14 protein-coding genes and 1 other annotated feature are annotated in these 16,091 nt (G+C 35.4%); of the genes, 6 read left to right on the top strand and 8 right to left on the bottom strand.

Annotated features, from left to right (window positions below; all coding sequences use genetic code 11):
- Positions 1-4: 4 nt before the first annotated feature.
- Entirely contained in the window at positions 5-937 is a 933-nt protein-coding gene (gene rnhC / locus MY490_RS04780; RefSeq protein ID WP_248268209.1) for a ribonuclease HIII, read from the top strand.
- Between the two features lie 38 nt (positions 938-975).
- On the opposite strand, the gene MY490_RS04775 is transcribed toward rnhC, so the two are convergent.
- A complete protein-coding gene (locus tag MY490_RS04775; protein WP_248268208.1) occupies positions 976-1,248 on the bottom strand; it encodes a hypothetical protein in 273 nt (90 codons plus the stop codon).
- A 119-nt stretch (positions 1,249-1,367) separates the two neighbouring features.
- On the opposite strand from MY490_RS04775, the gene MY490_RS04770 reads away from it, so the two are divergent.
- Both MY490_RS04770 and MY490_RS04765 read left to right on the top strand, forming a co-directional pair.
- Positions 1,368-1,808: a DinB family protein gene (locus tag MY490_RS04770; protein ID WP_248268207.1), complete on the top strand. Its 441-nt coding sequence runs from the start codon at positions 1,368-1,370 to the stop codon at positions 1,806-1,808.
- Positions 1,809-1,823: 15 nt separating this feature from the next.
- A complete protein-coding gene (locus MY490_RS04765) occupies positions 1,824-2,282 on the top strand; it encodes a PH domain-containing protein (protein ID WP_248268206.1) in 459 nt (152 codons plus the stop codon).
- A 254-nt stretch (positions 2,283-2,536) separates the two neighbouring features.
- Here MY490_RS04765 and MY490_RS04760 read toward each other — a convergent pair whose 3' ends face one another.
- Positions 2,537-3,151, bottom strand: a complete 615-nt coding sequence (locus MY490_RS04760; protein ID WP_097978353.1) for a PH domain-containing protein — start codon at positions 3,149-3,151, stop codon at positions 2,537-2,539.
- Between the two features lie 310 nt (positions 3,152-3,461).
- Here MY490_RS04760 and MY490_RS04755 point away from each other — a divergent pair, with 310 nt between their 5' ends.
- Positions 3,462-5,018, top strand: coding sequence for an ABC-F family ATP-binding cassette domain-containing protein (locus tag MY490_RS04755; RefSeq protein WP_248268205.1), 1,557 nt, complete (start codon positions 3,462-3,464; stop codon positions 5,016-5,018).
- A gap of 60 nt (positions 5,019-5,078) precedes the next feature.
- Here the strand turns inward: MY490_RS04755 and MY490_RS04750 are convergent, their stop codons facing one another.
- From MY490_RS04750 to argS, 3 genes are all read right to left on the bottom strand, one after another.
- On the bottom strand, positions 5,079-5,816 hold the full coding sequence (locus tag MY490_RS04750; protein WP_248268204.1) for a GDSL-type esterase/lipase family protein: 738 nt from the start codon (positions 5,814-5,816) through the stop codon (positions 5,079-5,081).
- A 162-nt stretch (positions 5,817-5,978) separates the two neighbouring features.
- The gene (locus MY490_RS04745) at positions 5,979-6,575 is read right to left on the bottom strand and encodes a nitroreductase family protein (RefSeq protein ID WP_248268203.1); all 597 of its coding nucleotides are present in this window, start codon (positions 6,573-6,575) and stop codon (positions 5,979-5,981) included.
- 258 nt (positions 6,576-6,833) lie between these two features.
- Entirely contained in the window at positions 6,834-8,522 is a 1,689-nt protein-coding gene (gene argS / locus MY490_RS04740; protein WP_248268202.1) for an arginine--tRNA ligase, read from the bottom strand.
- 42 nt (positions 8,523-8,564) lie between these two features.
- Positions 8,565-8,786, bottom strand: a binding site (T-box leader).
- Between the two features lie 122 nt (positions 8,787-8,908).
- Between argS and MY490_RS04735 the strand changes: the two genes are divergently transcribed.
- Positions 8,909-9,994, top strand: a complete 1,086-nt coding sequence (locus MY490_RS04735) for a tetratricopeptide repeat-containing glycosyltransferase family 2 protein (RefSeq protein WP_248268201.1) — start codon at positions 8,909-8,911, stop codon at positions 9,992-9,994.
- Between the two features lie 152 nt (positions 9,995-10,146).
- On the top strand, positions 10,147-11,205 hold the full coding sequence (locus MY490_RS04730) for a tetratricopeptide repeat-containing glycosyltransferase (RefSeq protein ID WP_248268200.1): 1,059 nt from the start codon (positions 10,147-10,149) through the stop codon (positions 11,203-11,205).
- A gap of 22 nt (positions 11,206-11,227) precedes the next feature.
- On the opposite strand, the gene MY490_RS04725 is transcribed toward MY490_RS04730, so the two are convergent.
- The 3 genes from MY490_RS04725 to MY490_RS04715 all read right to left on the bottom strand — a co-directional run bounded on the left by MY490_RS04725 (position 11,228) and on the right by MY490_RS04715 (position 16,026).
- Positions 11,228-12,604, bottom strand: a complete 1,377-nt coding sequence (locus MY490_RS04725) for a glycosyltransferase (RefSeq protein ID WP_248268199.1) — start codon at positions 12,602-12,604, stop codon at positions 11,228-11,230.
- Positions 12,605-12,934: 330 nt separating this feature from the next.
- Positions 12,935-14,503, bottom strand: coding sequence for a collagen-like domain-containing protein (locus tag MY490_RS22065; protein WP_282439840.1), 1,569 nt, complete (start codon positions 14,501-14,503; stop codon positions 12,935-12,937).
- Positions 14,504-14,706: 203 nt separating this feature from the next.
- On the bottom strand, positions 14,707-16,026 hold the full coding sequence (locus MY490_RS04715; protein ID WP_248268198.1) for an exosporium glycoprotein BclB-related protein: 1,320 nt from the start codon (positions 16,024-16,026) through the stop codon (positions 14,707-14,709).
- Between the last annotated feature and the right edge of the window lie 65 nt (positions 16,027-16,091).

Raw genomic sequence — 16,091 nt, 5'->3', positions numbered from 1 at the left:
ATTTATGTCAAACACTGTATTAACAGTTTCTGAGGATACTCTCTTAAAGATGAAAGCACACTACCAAAGTACTCTTCAGTCAAAAGTACCACAAGGTGGGGTATTTATGGCCAAACCAAGTGGCTGTACAATCACTGCATATAAATCTGGTAAAGTAATGTTTCAAGGATCAAATTGTGATGCTGAAGTAAGTAAGTGGCAAGGTAAATCAGCTAGCCAAACGACTAAAAAGGTCAACCCTACAAATACGAATTCAACTTTACCAAAAAACTTTTCAAGTCTTGCAGTAATAGGTAGTGATGAAGTTGGTACAGGCGACTACTTTGGCCCAATGACAGTAGTAGCTTCCTTTGTAGAACCAAGTCAATTCGAATTATTAAAAGAATTAGGCGTAAAAGATTCCAAAGAACTAACAGACGATGCCATATGCAGCATAGCAAAAAAAATTGTTCATGTCGTAACCTACAGCCTCTTAGTACTAAACAATGAGAAATACAATGCTATGCAAGAAAAAGGCTATAACATGAATAAACTAAAGGCTCTTTTACATAACCAAGCAATTCGAAATACTATTTCAAAATTGGAAGATAAAAAATATGATGCCATTTTAATTGATCAATTTACTCCTCCTAATCTGTACTACGGATATTTAAAAGGAACAAAAGAAGTTATTCGCGATAAAGTTCAATTTGCTACAAAAGCAGAAGGTTTGCATCTCTCAGTTGCAGTTTCTTCTATCTTAGCCCGCTATGCTTTCCTACAACAAATGGATCAATTAAGTGAAAAAGCGGGCATGACCTTACCAAAAGGTGCTGGAGCAAAAGTTGATCAAGCCGCTGCAAAACTAATTAAATCAGTAGGTTTTGAAGCTTTACGAAGTTTAACGAAATTACATTTTGCTAATACCGAAAAGGCATTAAAGATTGCTAAAAAATGATATTCAACACATAAAAAAGCTGTATTCTAAACATTCATTTAGAATACAGCATCTACTATAAATAATATGAAACCTAATAGGCTAGCAACTTGTTTTTGCTTTTTATAACGAAGCATCGGTTTAGATAATAAAAATAAACAAATCAAAAATCCAAAAGGGATTGGTAACCAAAATAACCTAAATGGTAAAGAAGCTAGTACATAATAACCGATCATTTGAAACCCAAGATTACTAACATCCCGCTTAATGGCATCTTTATAAACTGCTAACACTCCAATTAACAATCCGACATAAAGCAAAAAGATTAACATCAAGCCACCTCCAAGATTGTCCTACTAATAACCTATTCACCTATGGCTTGTCTAAAGACTCATAAAGAAAAATGTTTAAACATATTCATAACATGTAGAAACGAAGGAGGAATATTTAGATGAATAATTTAATAAACGAATTTAGTAGTCTAATCCAATCCGTTCCAAAAATCATCAGAGCCTTATCGAATACAGATTATAAACCAAGTCCTACAAAATGGTCTAAAAAAGAAATCCTTGGACATCTTTGCGATTCTGCAACTATGAATCATAAAAGATTTATAGATAGATTATCCTCTAATGATGAACTAGTTTTGGAGCTTTATAAACAAAATTCATGGGTGGAATTAAATGATTACCAAAATTGCTATTCAATAGAAGAAATTCTTGCGGTATGGTCTGCTCTAAATTCACGTTTCATGAATGTGCTTGCTAACATTTCAGAAGACCAATGGAAACTCCAATATAGTAGTCAAAATGAAGAATCTGTTACACTAAGCTGGTTATTTACTGACTACATTGACCATATGAAGCATCATTTAAATCAAATTTTAGGATAGGTTCAAGGTGTCGTCATGAAATTTAAAGTGAAGAAAAATCCTCTACTAGTCTTCCTAATTCTGAGCTTAACTCCCATCATTATTTCAATACCCATCATCAGCTTTATTGAGGTTAATAGCTCAGGAATCATCATAACTTTAGTATTCTTAGTCTTCTTATTACCAATATTGATAGTTCTTGTTTGGGCAATATTTCACACATACCATGAATTAACCGAAACTGAATTCAAATCAAAATTTGGATTCATAACAATTTTAATTCCATATAGTGAAATCAGAGCAGTTAATTTCTCCAATAATCCAGTTTCATCACCTGCATGGACCTTCAAACGTTTAAAAATCGAATACAAAAAGTACGGATTTGCCTTACTTTCACTTCCTAAAGACGAAGAATTTTTTTTACAAGAAATAAAAAAACGCTGTCCAAATGCTACAATTTTAAATCGTCAAAAAGCAGAAGTTTTAATTAATTAGTTTATAAAGTTCCTACAAAAAACACGCAAGGTATTATGTTCCTTGCGTGTTTTTTTTATTGATTTTTAGTTTGATTTCCCCAAAAATAATAGGAGATTTCATTCATTTACCCTTTATGAGTCACTATATTCCATCTTTCTACTATATTTACTTACTCATCAACCCTTATATTCTTATTTCTCTAATCTGAGAGGTTCACCGGCACAAAAAAAGTCTCATAAGCACTTTGACTTACGAGACCTTACTCTACATAATTAATTATTAATATATTTCTCAAATACCGATCCGAAATCTTTAACTTTGTATTGCTCTCTAGATTTCATTAACCATTCAAAAGCAGCTTCATTAATTTCTTTAAAACTGTTCACTAAATTATTTTCATTTGAAGTTACGCGGCCTAATGTTGTAGAAGCAATTTCAATGCTTTCTTTCGCATACCCTAATGCTTTTTCGTTTTCATGACTAATTTCAGCAATCATTAGTAAAGCTTTATATAGATCCTTAACTTGTTCAATATGTTTTTTATGAACATCAATCGAAAACTCTCTACCACCAATGTTGAACTTAATTTCAACATCTAAATCAATTGTACCAGCTGTTTCAAGTAAAACATGTGTGATTTTATGAGTGTGATAATTATAACGATGAAGTGTACGCTTTTTACTTATTGCACTTGTACCGTCTAAATGAATTAAAGCCTTATTCGTAAAGCAATACTCATCTGATTTTGATTTGATTAAGAAATAAATTTTTTCATTATCTTCATGCATTACATAATCGTCAGAATCAACTTTGTCATAATTTTTCGGTTCAATAACACTACCTACATCACTTAAACCAAGCATATCTGCAGCAACTTTACCAAACATTAAACTTCCTCCTCCGAATAGTAGGTATGGCTAATTTTATATTATACGCCTTCAAAACCCACTTTTTGACTACACTTCTGAATTATACATTAAATACAAAAATATAGGGATAGGAATAGTAGGGGTATATGGATTTTTTTTCCTTTTTTAAAAAGTCCCCTCGGTTCTAACACGCCCCCCTTAAGTTATAGCTTAATTTACTGTTGAACACATACCCTGTTGCAGACTATAATTAGATGGTGACTGTTTAAATTACGTTCTTTCACAAAAGAACATTATTATATGAAAAATAAAGAAAAGGTGTCGAGCTATGAGTATTTTAACTGTAAAAAACTTAAGCCATGGATTCGGTGATCGTGCAATTTTTAATGATGTATCATTCCGTCTATTAAAAGGTGAACATATCGGTCTTATTGGTGCAAATGGTGAAGGTAAATCAACTTTCATGAATATCGTTACTGGAAAATTACAGCCTGATGAAGGTAAAGTTGAATGGTCAAAAAAAGTACGTGTAGGTTATTTAGATCAGCATGCTGTATTACAACCAGGTATGACAATTCGTGACGTACTAAAAAGTGCTTTCCAATATATGTTTGATATGGAAAATGAAATTAATGATTTATATGTAAAAATGGCTGAAGCAACTCCGGAAGAAATGGAGAAAATGCTTGAAGATGTAGGTGTTCTTCAAGATACTTTAACAAATAATGATTTCTATATTATTGATGCTAAAGTTGAAGAAATTGGCCGTGGTTTAGGCTTAGAAGATATCGGACTTGATCGTGATGTAACAGAACTTTCTGGTGGTCAACGTTCAAAGGTTCTTCTATCAAAACTTCTTTTAGAAAAACCAGATATCTTATTACTCGATGAGCCTACTAACTATTTAGATGAGCAACATATTGAATGGTTAAAGCGCTATTTACAGGAGTATGAAAATGCATTTATTTTAATTTCACATGATATTCCGTTTTTAAATAGTGTTATTAACTTGATTTATCATATGGAAAACCAAGAATTAAATCGTTATGTTGGAGATTATGATAATTTCAAAGGAATTTATGAAATGAAAAAATCACAATTAGAATCAGCATATAAACGTCAACAACAAGAAATCTCTGAACTAAAAGATTTCGTTGCTCGTAATAAAGCTCGTGTTTCTACTCGTAATATGGCTATGTCTCGCCAAAAGAAACTTGATAAAATGGATGTAATCGAGCTTGCACGTGAAAAGCCAAAACCAGAATTTAACTTCAAACCAGCGCGTACTTCAGGTAAATTAATATTTGAAGCAAAAGATTTAGTGATTGGTTACGATGAGCCTCTATCAAAACCTTTAAATCTACGTATGGAACGTGGACAGAAAATTGCTTTGGTTGGTGCGAACGGTATCGGTAAAACGACGTTAATGCGTAGTTTACTTGGTGATATTAAACCAATTTCTGGTGAAGTTGAGCGCGGTGAATTCCTTCAAATTGGTTACTTCGAACAAGAAGTAAAAAGTGACAATAATAAAACATGTATCGATGAAGTTTGGGATGAATTCCCATCGTTTACACAATATGAAGTTCGTTCTGCACTTGCAAAATGTGGTTTAACGACTAAGCATATTGAGAGTAAAGTTGCAGTTTTAAGTGGTGGAGAAAAGGCGAAAGTTCGTTTATGTAAGTTAATTAATCAAGAAACAAACTTACTTGTTCTCGATGAGCCTACAAACCATTTAGATGTAGATGCTAAAGAAGAACTAAAACGCGCACTAAAAGAGTACAAAGGAAGTCTTTTAATTATCTGTCACGAACCTGAATTCTACGAAGGGTTAGTTACAGATGTATGGAATGGCGAAAACTGGACTACTAAGGTGTTTTAAAATGATATTTAAAAGAGAGTGTCAAAAGAAATCCTTTTTGACACTCTCTTTTTTACAATATCAATTTAAATTTAATGCTGCTTCACCAATTTCAGCTAACTTTTTTTGCCCTTCTATTGTGGGATGAATATCATTCTGTCTAACATATGTACTTTGACGATTATAGAAAGTTGAAAAAGCGTCTGCTATTACTATATTAGAGACCCCATTTGCTTTGAGAGCATTCACTGAATTGTTAATATTTTTGTTAATAATGTTACTCAATAGGAAATTGCCTTGTCCATACATAGAATCTGTAGTTTGGAATGGATTATATATGTTATATACTACAATCGGTGCATCAGTAAGAGATCTAATTTCCAAAATAGTATCGGATAAATTTTTTAACAGCACTGGTAGCATCGCACCAACTGATTGCTGTAGTTTAGTAGAATCTCCATTACTCGCTTTGAGAGCTTGAAGAAGGTCGTTGTTTCCAATATCTAATGTTATATAATCAGCATGTCTAACTGCATCTCGATATGTATCTTCATTCTTGATTGAGAACAATAATTGATCAGTTCTCCAGCCTGGGACACCTAAGTCACGAACTCTTAGATTAGCATCTTGTCCAATAATATATGGAAAAGCAACCTTAGAAGGATGATCATTATTTACACCTAAATTGTAACCAAACGTAATCGAATCTCCTAAAGCTACAAGTGATTTCTTTGCATTTTCACTCTGTGCCATAGCAGCGGTTGAAAACATAGTACTTGTTAAAGTTAAAGCAGAAATTGTAGTTAATAATTTTTTCATTATTAATTCCTCCCTAAAATAATGCCTTTCAAAATGGATTATAATTAAAAAATTTTAAAAAATGTGTCGAATTAAGCTACTTAATTTTTGGTAAATATTAGGTAATTAAAAAAAGAGTAATGCATCTATTTTATACATCACTCTAAATGTCATATTATTTGTTTAAGAAAGTGTAATATTTTGACTTAACTTCGAAGTCCATTCACTTGGATGTTTTCTCTTCTTTGTTCCTTTTGGCATTGAATTAATATAACCGATATGAAGAGCTCCTAAAATTTTTCGCGTTTCAGGAATACCCATCTCTTTGTAAAATTGTTTATCAAAAATATAAGGATTTGTTCGCCATACCATTCCAATATTTTTTTCCCAAGCTGCTAATTGTAAATTTTGAACAAATGCACAGGTTGCGCCAATCGCTTCTAAATTTTTCTTTTCATGTTCAGAGTGGTCTGTCGTTATAATTAAATGCATTGGTGTGTCGATGATATATGTTTTAAAGAATTCCGTTGATTTTTTAATTTTCTCAACTGTATATGTTTCAGTTAATTCCATTCTTTCGTAGCTATCTACAATTTTTGAAGCATAATATTCTTTTTCTTTTTCTTCTGAAACCATAATGAAGTGCCAAGGCTCTTCTTTACTGTGGAAAGGAGCATAAGATGCTGCTTCAAGTAGCTCCATTAAATCTTTCATATTAATTGGATCCTTTTTTGTATCTCTAATCGTTCTTCTAGCTTTAATAAAATTTAATATCGACATTGAACATTCCCCTTATTCTCTAAATATTTTAAATTCATTATAAATGTAAATGATAATCATTTTCAATAAAACTTTTAAATTTTAATTGTTTTCTTAGACTACGTTAAACCTTTTTCATTTGGATACATTGTTAATCAAAACCCTTACATAACTATTTATATGTAATAAAAATTAGAAAGACTGTCTTCCTGCGTTCTACGATCAAATCAAAAAAGAAAACAGGTATTGAAGATAAAAATTTCTTCAATACCTGTTATTTTACATTTCTTTTGGTGCACGAATTCCCAATAATCTTAGTCCTTCTTCTAAAACAATGGAAACAACTTTAATTAATGCTAATCTACTCTCTAATTGATCATCATTTGTTAGAATATGAGTATTTCCATAATATTTATTGAAGCTTTGTGCCAAGTCTATTGTATATTTAGCAATGACAGATGGTTCAAATTGTTCAAAACTACGCGCTACTTTGTTAGGGAACTCGAGTATATGTTTTATGATGTCCCAACTATATGAATCATCCAGTCCATCTTGATTATTTAAATCCGATGATGTAGCTTTATCTAAAATTGAATTTGTTCTCGCAATTGAGTATTGTACATATGGTCCGGTTTCACCTTCAAATTTAAGCATCTGCTCAAGTGAAAATTCGATGTTATTCATACGGTCATTTTTTAAATCTTGGAAAATGATCGCACCGACTCCAACCATATTAGCAACTTCTTCTTTATTTTTTAATGTTGGATTTTTTTCTGCAATATTTTGACTAGCTAAACTAATCGCTTCCTCAATTACCTCTTCTAAAAGAACAATTTTCCCTTTTCGCGTAGACATTTTTTTACCATTTTGTAAGATTAAGCCGAATGGAACATGTACCATTTCATTCGCCCATTCGTAACCCATTTTCTTCAAAACTGTAAATACTTGCTCAAAATGCAATGCTTGTTCTCCACCTACAACATACACTGCTTTATCAAAATCATAAGTTTCTTTACGATAAAGTGCAGCTGCTAAATCTCTTGTTGCATACAGTGTAGCTCCATCAGATTTTCTAATTAAGCATGGTGGTAATTCCTTTTCAGTTAATTCAACTACATCAGCACCTTCAGATTCTACTAAAAGATTTTTTTGCTCAAGAAGTTCAATAATTCGTTCCATTTTATCATTGTAAAACGCTTCTCCATTAAAACTATCAAAATTAACACCTAATAAATCATAAACTAACATGAATTCTTTAAGAGACTCGTCACGGAACCACTTCCATAAGTGCAGGGCTTCTTCATTTTTTTCCTCTAATTGCTTAAACCAGCTTCTAGCTTCTTCCTCTAGTTGAGGCTCTTTTTCAACTTCTTCATGAAATTTAACATATAATTTTAAAAGTTCTTTGATTGGATTTTCTTTTACTGCGTCTTGATTACCCCAAAGTTTATAAGCAACAATTAATTTACCAAACTGAGTTCCCCAGTCTCCCAGGTGATTAATTTTTATTGCTTTATACCCATTTTTTTCAGCTATTTTAGCAATTGAATTTCCAATCATTGTAGAACGCAAGTGCCCCATCGAAAATGGCTTTGCAATATTTGGAGAGGAACAATCAATCGCAACTGTTTTGTCTTCACCAATTACTTGATTTCCATATTCCTTCCCTTGACCAAGAACTAATTCAATTACTTGCTTACTTACTAGCTTTTTATTCAAAAAGCAGTTTACGTACGGGCCGTTCGCTTCTACTTTTTCAATTAAATCATGATTAATCTGTGGTGCAATTTCCATTGCAATCATGATTGGCGATTTTTTTAATGCTTTTGCTAATTGGAAACAAGGAAATGCTAAATCACCTTGATCTGCATAATTCGGTTTTTCGATAAGTGAGTTAATTTCAGTTAAAGTTAGTGATCCATTTAAAGCTTTTTCAATTTGTTCGCTATACATGTTTACATAATTCATTATGATCAATCCTCTCCAAAATATAAAAAACCCGTCTCTATCATAAGAGACGGGTTTAACTAATCCGCGGTACCACTCTAATTGTTCAAATATATTGAACCAACTTTAAAATTTGTTAACGAGGTCTTCCCCGGCAAAGTCCTACTATTAATTCAGACTGCTTCTCCGAAGTGCGCTTCATCTTATTCGTTCTGTTAGGCTTCCACCATCCCCAACTCTCTACTAGAATCAAAATAAGATTACTCTCTTCATCTAAAAATTTTCAATATTCATTTTTTCCATTTAATCATATCTACTGTAGAAATTCAACATTAATCTTTTTTTGAACTTTATGAATTGCACCATTTGTTGACAACCTTAATAACATAGAAATTGAGGTGGAATTCATGAAAAAAAAACCAATAACTTTAAGCCTTTGTATGATTGTAAAAAATGAAGAAGCTGTACTTTCCAGATGTTTATCATCTGTATCTAATATAGTAGACGAAATTGTCATTATTGATACTGGTTCAACAGACAAAACAAAGGAAATAGCTAAAAAGTTTACAAATTCAATATATGATTTTACTTGGATCAATGATTTTTCAGCGGCAAGAAATTTTTCCTTTTCTAAGGCAACGAAGGATTATATTATGTGGCTAGATGCTGATGATATTATCACTGATGAAAATGCGAAAAAATTACTTAAATTAAAAAAGACATTAACTAAAAACGTCGACGCTGTCGGAATGAAATATCATCTAGCTTTCGATGAAAATGGTAATCCGAGCTTTAGTTCTGTACGGAATCGAATCGTTAAGCGAGAAAGAAACTTTAAATGGATTGGTTTCGTTCATGAATATTTAGAGGTTTATGGCGAAATTATTCAATCGGATGCCGCAATTATTCATCAAAAAGACAAAGAGTATTCTGATCGCAATTTAAAAATTTATGAAAATGCGATTTCTTCAGGAAACGAATTAAGTCCACGTGACAAATACTATTATGCAAATGAATGCGTAGATCATCAGCTATTTGAAAAGGCAATTGAATGGTATGAATTGTTTCTTGATGAAGGAAAAGGCTGGTACGAGGATAATATTCAAGCTTGCGGAAAAATGGCAGACTGCTATTTAAATATAAACGAATGGGAAAAAGCAATTAGTAGTTGCCTAAGATCATTTTATTATGATGGACCACGTGGAGAAAACTGCTGTCGATTAGGATTTGTTTATCTTCAACAAGGTGATTACACACGTGCAATTTCGTGGTATAAACTCGCTACTCTTGTTGATGTTCCTAAAAGTAGTCCTTTTATAAATCAAGCTTGTTACACTTGGTTACCTAATCTACAGTTATGTCTTTGCTATAGTCGATTAGGTGATCAACTAACTGCTAGAAAATATAATGAGATAGCTGCAAGTTATGTTCCCAATAATCCATCTGTTCTACACAACCAAGAGTATTTCCGCTCTTATTTTAAAGAACAATAACTACCCTTACTACCTTCTAACGATGTATTTCCTGGATCCTATCTGTTTAGTAGGCACAAAAGATGATTTTGAAACTACTAATTAAGTAAATCAACATTAAGATATCATCAATCATTTAATACTAAATCAAAATTATAGAAAAGGGTGATAGCTTGATCACAGTCAGTTTATGCATGGTTGTACAAAATAATGAAGCCACAATTGAACGATGTCTTAGTTCAGTGAGTAGCCTAGTTGATGAAATTATCATCGTTGATATGAATTCCCACGATCGAACGATTGAGCTAGCAAGACAGTTTACAGAGCAAATCCATGTTTTTGATGGTGTCGATGAAATAGCTGCATTAAATTTTTCAAAATCATTGGCAACAAAAGACTTTATACTTTTACTAAACCACAGTGAAGTTTTACTAGAAAATGACAGTTTAAAATTTTCTAAGCTAAAACAGTCAATAAACAACGAAGTTTATAATGTAGCTTTCGATTATCAAATCGGTTGGAATGTAAAAAGTAAACAAAAAATCAGACGATTATTTAAAAAATTAAGTTCAAATAGTCATTCACTGAATATGAAAAATGAACAAACCTCTAAATCATTTTCTACTAATCTTGTTATAACAGATCTTCCTCTCACACAAAATACAAAAGAAAATATTCGAATATATGAAGAAATGTTAAGTAACAACCTAAATCTTTCAACAATGGATTTTTTTTATTATGCAAAAGAGTTAAGTTCAGATTATCAACATGACCAATCAATAAAGTATTTTTTAAAATTTTTGCGATTAAATCAGCCATTTGAAGAACATAATATCCTTGCTTGTCATTATATTGCTAATAGCTATCATGAGCTTAATCTAACAGACTTAGAAACTACTTGGTTATTAAGAGCTCTTAAATATGGTAATACTCATCCAGAAACATGTTGTAGATTGGCTTATACATTTTTTGAGAAAAATAATTTTGATTCAGCTATTTATTGGTATAAAGAAGCAACCTTAAATAAGGTTAACAATCGTTTGATTCTTCATAACCCATCATGTACTACTTGGCTACCACATTTACAGCTGGCGGTTTGCTATGACAGAATAGGTGAATTTCGCCTTGCAAATGAGCACAATGAATTAGCTTATTATTTTTACCCAACACATCCTAGTATTCTCTCAAATAGAGAATATTTTTCAAATAGATTAAATAACGAAGGCAGATGAGGACCCCTCAACTGCCTTTTAATCATTTTTTCCTTATTAATAAGAGCATATTATAAATTTCAAGATTTGAAGATAGTTGATCAAGATTAATTCCAAAACTATGAGCTAAATGAACTACTTCTTCAAAAAACAACTTAATATTTAAACCTACATTTATATTTTCATTCTTTTTTGTTGTCACTTCAAATTGATCAGTTGGAAATAGTGTATCAATTGTTTGAGGCGTGAAAAATCTAATATTTTCTTTTTTCAATATTCCTGCGTGAATATAATTCCATTGACCTTGTAATAATTGAAAGAGAACTTCACCATGGGAAACATTTGGAACTCTACAAATAATTGAGCCAGATGGTTTTAATAGATGAGTGATTTCTTTTACGAAACTCCAAGGATCTATAAGATGGTTAACAATATTATCAATTATGATTAAATCAAAAAACGCCTCAGGATAACTGCGGGATACTTCGTCAATACTGATTGTCTCAACCCTCTTATAAAATTGTGATGCAATTGAGGATAATTCTGAATCACTTTCTGTTCCATATAATTCACATTTGTATAGATTTTTAATTTCTAGACCTGTTGCGCCAGCTAAACAACCAACTTCTAAAACATTATTTATGTTACGTGGTACAATTTCAATAATTTCCGTCTTCGGATACCCAATATCGATTAAATTATTTCCCCACTTTTCAATATACTTCATTCTATTTTCAATATATAAGTGATTTATATTAATATCACTATTTCCGTTGAACGTCATGTGCCCATAATGATGAACAAATGAATCTAATGCAATATGCAATTCATATCCTTCTAAAATAGCTCTTAAACAAATATCATCATCTTCAAATGAACCTAGTTTAAATCTTTCATCAAATCCTACTAATCGATCAATTAATTCACGTCTAACTAATAAACAAAATCCTACTAATCTTAATACTTGCTTAGACATTCCTTTTACACTTGCACAATACCTTAATGAAAATTCATTAATTTCTTGATCATTTTGATAATCAACATTAATTCGCTGCAATCCACTCACATAATTACTTACTGGCCCAACCATGCCAATTTTATCATTACTATATAAAAGAGTCAGCATTGCATCTAACCAATTTTCTGTAACAATTGTATCATTATTTAAAAATAACAAATTATCACCTGTAGCGACTTCAATTCCTTGATTACAACCTTTAGCAAACCCCATATTTATTTCATTAAAGATTGTAATAAAGGAAGGATTACTTTTTAAATATTCTCGAGTTCCATCAGTCGAGCCATTATCAATAACAATAATTTCTACTTCATCTTCCTTTGTATATTTCGCAAGACTTTCAAAGCATTTTTTCGATACCTCGAGCTGATTATAAGTCAAAATAATAATACTAGTTTTCATTCTTCATTAAACACCTTCTTAGAATCGCTTTAAAAGTAGACATCCTTTTCTTTATAAAAATTTCATTATAACTTTTATAGAGAGTAATATAGTCTATCTATTATGTGTTTTCTAAAATAATAAAGTCTGTTTCATTTTCAAACAGCAATTTTAATATTCTTATTACAAAGAACATATCCATAAAAATTATTTTATTTTTGTCAATCACCTTAATTAACATATTCAAACTTGGAATATTTTGTTATTACTAAATGTTTTGTAATAAATATTTCCTCCTAATCTTTCTAAAAAAAAAATCCGTTGTATTTACAACGGATTCCAAGTCTTAAATTAGCTCAGCTCAATTATAACGATACTAATATTTGGATGATTAGCATCCTGAGCTGGGAAAGTGATGTCTGTAGTACTGTCGACAACCATATTTAAATCAGTTGGCGCAATTTGTCCAACAGTACTAATAATAAATTCACCTGAACCTTGAGAAGCAGTGACTAAGCCTGCGGAACTTGGATCAGTAAATCCACTTCCAGGAATATCTGTACCTGCTAAAGTAAAATGAACTGAAACATCTGAAACAGATGCATCACCAACAAAAGTATAAAGAACCTGATAATTGTGATTTTGAGCGAGTGAAATATCTGGTGAACCTGCTACATGAGCAATGTCCGTTCCTGAAATAGTTCCATTCGTATCAAAAGAAACTGGATTACCTGTTGCTATTGTTTGAGCGCCTACATTAAAGATATGAGCAAATGCTGCAATTGTGCCTGTTGTTCCCGCTGGACCTGTTGCTCCTGCTGGGCCTGTCGCTCCGTCTGCTCCTGTTGCTCCCGCTGGACCTGTTGCTCCCGCTGGGCCTGTCGCTCCCGCTGGGCCTGTCGCTCCGTCTGCTCCTGTTGCTCCTGCTGGGCCTGTCGCTCCATCTGCTCCTGTTGCTCCCGCTGGACCTGTTGCTCCCGCTGGGCCTGTTGCTCCTGCTGGACCTGTCGCTCCGTCTGCTCCTGTTGCTCCCGCTGGACCTGTTGCTCCCGCTGGGCCTGTTGCTCCTGCTGGACCTGTCGCTCCGTCTGCTCCTGTTGCTCCCGCTGGACCTGTTGCTCCCGCTGGGCCTGTCGCTCCGTCTGCTCCTGTTGCTCCTGCTGGGCCTGTCGCTCCATCTGCTCCTGTTGCTCCCGCTGGACCTGTTGCTCCCGCTGGGCCTGTTGCTCCTGCTGGACCTGTCGCTCCGTCTGCTCCTGTTGCTCCCGCTGGACCTGTTGCTCCTGCTGGGCCTGTTGCTCCTGTTGGACCTTGTGGGCCTGTTGCTCCCGCTGGGCCTGTCGCTCCGTCTGCTCCTGTTGCTCCCGCTGGACCTGTTGCTCCCGCTGGACCTGTCGCTCCATCTGCTCCTGTTGCTCCCGCTGGACCTGTTGCTCCTGCTGGGCCTGTTGCTCCGTCTGCTCCTGTTGCTCCCGCTGGACCTGTTGCTCCTGTTGGGCCTGTTGCTCCGTCTGCTCCTGTTGCTCCCGCTGGACCTGTTGCTCCTGTTGGACCTGTTGCTCCTGCTGGACCTGTTGCTCCCGCTGGACCTGTTGCTCCCGCTGGACCTGTTGCTCCCGCTGGACCTGTTGCTCCTGCTGGACCTGTTGCTCCCGCTGGACCTGTTGCTCCCGCTGGACCTGTTGCTCCCGCTGGACCTGTTGCTCCTGCTGGACCTGTTGCTCCTGCTGGGCCTTGTGGACCTGTCGGACCTACTGGACCTGTTGGACCTACTGGACCTGTTGGACCTGTTGGAACTACTGGGCCTGATGGACCTGGAGGTACTGCTGGTCCTGGTGGTAATGCTGCTCCAGTTGGACCTGTTGGACTAGGCGGAAATGGAAATAATGGTGAACTTGTTGGGCCTGGTGGTATTGGCAAATAGATACACCTCCAAAAATATTTTGACGTACACCTTATACTATTTTTGATGGACAAGTTTGGTTTGGATATTTTTACCATTTCTATTAAAAATCCGCAAAAAAACTCTACTTACTAGATTCAAAACTATCATTGATAGTCAAAAGCGATCTAGTTTAGTAGAGTCATTGTTAAAATATATTTTTCTTACTTCTATTTATTAATTAGTTTATAACTACTCCTGCGCTAGCATATCCAGTAACAGTATTGAGAAGGCTAACACCGTTTGCAGTTGCAGTAAATACCATCATTAAACGAGTTTGTGCTGCAATCGGTACTGCTAAAGGTGTAGAAATACCGCTAGTGATTTGGCCTAATGTAAGCGGACCTGCTAGAGCCGGTAAAGTAACACTTGCACCTACAACTGGAGTAAAGTTATTACTATTTATTGGTGCACTATATAATTGTGCAGTGACCACTATATTTGTTCCTAAAAGAGACAAAGCAACTACATTACTATAGGATGCTGAAATAGCTGTAATTGTACCAGCTCTAGGCATTGAGAATGCAAAATCAAGAATTTCAGTTGGTAAACCAGTTCCAGTTAAATCAATCGCTGGTCCAGGAAGTAATGCAACATTCGGTAATGAACTTCCAAATCCTACAAGACCTACTGTTCCTGCTAATCCACCTGCAACTGTTGACATTACTACTGGTGCACCTGATGCAAACGGAATGATTGCACCTGTACCTGCTATACCAGTCGCTCCTGCTGGGCCTGTTGCTCCTGCTGCGCCCGGTGTTCCTGCTGGACCTGCTGGACCTGTTGCTCCTGCTGGGCCTGGTGTTCCTGCTGGGCCTGTTGCTCCCGCTGGGCCTGTTGCTCCCGCTGGGCCTGGTGTTCCTGCTGGGCCTGTTGCTCCTGCTGGACCTGTTGCTCCTGCTGGGCCTGTCGCTCCTGGTGCCCCTGGTGTTCCCGCTGGACCTGTTGCTCCTGCTGGGCCTGTCGCTCCTGGTGCCCCTGTTGCTCCTGCTGGGCCTGTCGCTCCTGGTGCCCCCGGTGTTCCCGCTGGACCTGTTGCTCCTGCTGGGCCTGTCGCTCCTGGTGCCCCTGGTGTTCCCGCTGGACCTGTTGCTCCTGCTGGGCCTGTCGCTCCTGGTGCCCCTGTTGCTCCTGCTGGGCCTGCTGGGCCTCCTGCTGGACCTGTTGCTCCCGCTGGTCCTGTTGCTCCTGTTGCTCCTGCAGTACCCGGTATTCCTGCTGGTCCCATTGGACCCATCGGACCCATTGGCCCCCTTGGACCTCTGTCTCCATCTTCCCCTTCTTTTCCTCGTTTACCTCTTTCTCCACGAGGACCTTGTTTACCTTCAGGACCGCATGGACCTGTTGCTCCTGTTGCTCCTGTTGGACCCATTACTGGTTTTGGAAGGAATGAAGAAATTTGTTGTAATAATTCTGATTGATCTGTGCTTTGTGTAGTATCTGGTTGATTTGGTTCTTCTGATGGTTGTTGTGGTAGTGGTGGAATTGGTGGTAGTGGCAAAAAAATACACCTCTCAAAAAAATTTTAATCGTACAATTTATTGTATAAAAAAAGGACAAATTGGT

Source organism: Gottfriedia acidiceleris, assembly GCF_023115465.1.
Taxonomy (GTDB): domain Bacteria; phylum Bacillota; class Bacilli; order Bacillales; family Bacillaceae_G; genus Gottfriedia; species Gottfriedia acidiceleris_B.
The sequence above is the reverse complement of the archived record's forward strand: the minus strand, read 5'-3'. Positions and strand labels throughout refer to the sequence as shown.

Coding starts and splice junctions, on each gene's coding strand:
- rnhC (WP_248268209.1), top strand. CDS start 5: ATGTCAAACACTGTATTAACAGTTTCTGAGGATACTCTCTTAAAGATG.
- MY490_RS04775 (WP_248268208.1), bottom strand. CDS start 1,248: ATGTTAATCTTTTTGCTTTATGTCGGATTGTTAATTGGAGTGTTAGCA.
- MY490_RS04770 (WP_248268207.1), top strand. CDS start 1,368: ATGAATAATTTAATAAACGAATTTAGTAGTCTAATCCAATCCGTTCCA.
- MY490_RS04765 (WP_248268206.1), top strand. CDS start 1,824: ATGAAATTTAAAGTGAAGAAAAATCCTCTACTAGTCTTCCTAATTCTG.
- MY490_RS04760 (WP_097978353.1), bottom strand. CDS start 3,151: ATGTTTGGTAAAGTTGCTGCAGATATGCTTGGTTTAAGTGATGTAGGT.
- MY490_RS04755 (WP_248268205.1), top strand. CDS start 3,462: ATGAGTATTTTAACTGTAAAAAACTTAAGCCATGGATTCGGTGATCGT.
- MY490_RS04750 (WP_248268204.1), bottom strand. CDS start 5,816: ATGAAAAAATTATTAACTACAATTTCTGCTTTAACTTTAACAAGTACT.
- MY490_RS04745 (WP_248268203.1), bottom strand. CDS start 6,575: ATGTCGATATTAAATTTTATTAAAGCTAGAAGAACGATTAGAGATACA.
- argS (WP_248268202.1), bottom strand. CDS start 8,522: ATGAATTATGTAAACATGTATAGCGAACAAATTGAAAAAGCTTTAAAT.
- MY490_RS04735 (WP_248268201.1), top strand. CDS start 8,909: ATGAAAAAAAAACCAATAACTTTAAGCCTTTGTATGATTGTAAAAAAT.
- MY490_RS04725 (WP_248268199.1), bottom strand. CDS start 12,604: ATGAAAACTAGTATTATTATTTTGACTTATAATCAGCTCGAGGTATCG.